The sequence below is a fragment of the Paenibacillus oryzisoli genome, from assembly GCF_001653565.1.
Lineage (GTDB): Bacteria > Bacillota > Bacilli > Paenibacillales > NBRC-103111 > Paenibacillus_E > Paenibacillus_E oryzisoli.
On sequence record NZ_LYPB01000017.1, the window covers coordinates 1 to 1,583 of the forward strand.

The 1,583-nt window shown below is 47.2% G+C and carries 1 protein-coding gene; it reads left to right on the plus strand.

The window, feature by feature from the left end; genetic code table 11:
* Positions 1 to 105: 105 nt before the first annotated feature.
* The gene (gene tnpC, locus A8708_RS00110; RefSeq protein WP_068661514.1) at positions 106 to 1,569 is read left to right on the plus strand and encodes an IS66 family transposase; all 1,464 of its coding nucleotides are present in this window, start codon (positions 106 to 108) and stop codon (positions 1,567 to 1,569) included.
* The last annotated feature ends 14 nt before the right edge of the window (positions 1,570 to 1,583 follow it).

The following is a 1,583-nucleotide window of genomic DNA, read 5'->3' on the forward strand; positions in this document are numbered from 1 at the left end:
GTTACTACTTAGGTCTTCCAATAGGAAGACTTCTTCTATTTAAAGGTATTCCGTTCCCACATGTCGAAATGAACACGCACCAAATTATTCCAAGAGGTAAGAGCAATGGAGTTTACAAAAGAAGAAGTGCTTAAGATCAGTAAAGGCGATGGTGAAATTGCCAGTTTTATTACAGCGTTACTCGATCATAATAAACAATTGCAAGCTACGATTGAGAAACAAGCCCAACATATCGCTAAACTAGAGAATCGTATTGTGGAACTAGAACGCCAACTCGGACAAAATAGTCAAAATAGCAGCAAACCACCTTCCAGTGACGGCTTTCGTAAACCTACCAATCTTCGCACTCCTGGCGGAAAAAAAGGGGCTCCTCATGGCCACAAGGGGAGTACCCTTCGTTTTAGCGAGGTTCCAGATCACACGATCGTCTACGAAATCGCTACCTGCCCTCATTGTCAGACTGGTCTGCAGCAAATTGCTCCCCGAACGTATTTGAAACGCCAAGTGTTCGATCTTCCGTTACCTTCGCTTGTTGTTACGGAACACCGAGCAGAAGAAAAATGCTGTCCTTCTTGCCAGCGCAGGGTGCGGGCTTCTTTTCCTGCGACCGTTCAGGCCCCTGTTCAGTATGGAGAAGGCTTTGCGGCTTGGACTGCCTACTTGAGTGTGTATCAGTTGCTTCCCTTAGAACGAATTTCCAAGTTCTTTTCCGATTTGTGCGGCTGTCTTCCGAGTCAAGCTACACTGCTCTCGCAAATTAACATCACAGCTGCGAGACTCACCCCAGTTCTTTCACAAATTAGACAATGTGTACACGGACTTGGGCTTATTCATTGTGATGAAACGGGGCTCCGTCTGGAGGGCAAACAGCACTGGCTGCACACGGCCTCAAATGAAAATTGGACCTATATGGAAGTCCAAGCTTCACGTGGGAGCAAGGGTATGGATGCGATAGGCATTTTGCCTGCTTACGAAGGAACCGTTGTTCATGATTGCTACGCAGCCTACTTTAGACCGGCATACAGGTTTGAACACGTGCTGTGCAACGCCCATCTACTCAGAGAGTGCCAGGGCATTGTTGAATATGACAAGCATAACTGGGCGGCGGAGATGAAGGATCTGCTGCAAACAGGCTGGAAGCTCACGAAACAAGCGCGAGCCGCTGAGCAGCCTTTGTCCGATGAGACTATTTGCGAAATCGTGCAAAGGTACGATGAAATTCTCGCGAACGGAAAACTTGAGTGGAAGCACGATGCCATTCCAGAGAAAACCGGACCAAGGGGCCGAAAATCTAAAAGCAGGGCAGCCAATTTAGGCGAGCGATTCGAGTTTCACAAAGAAGCGATTCTTCGCTTTCTTTATGATGCGCATATACCGTTTGACAATAATCAGGCTGAACGCGATATTCGTATGCCTAAAGTGAAAGTGAAAATTTCCGGGGCTTTCCGAACGATCGCAGGCGGTCAGCAATTTGCCCAAATCAGAAGTTTCATCTCGACACTTTTGAAACAGAAACTCCCCATATACGCCTCGCTTATCTCCGTCTTCCAAGGACAATTCAGCTTCTGAACCTAAGTAGTAAC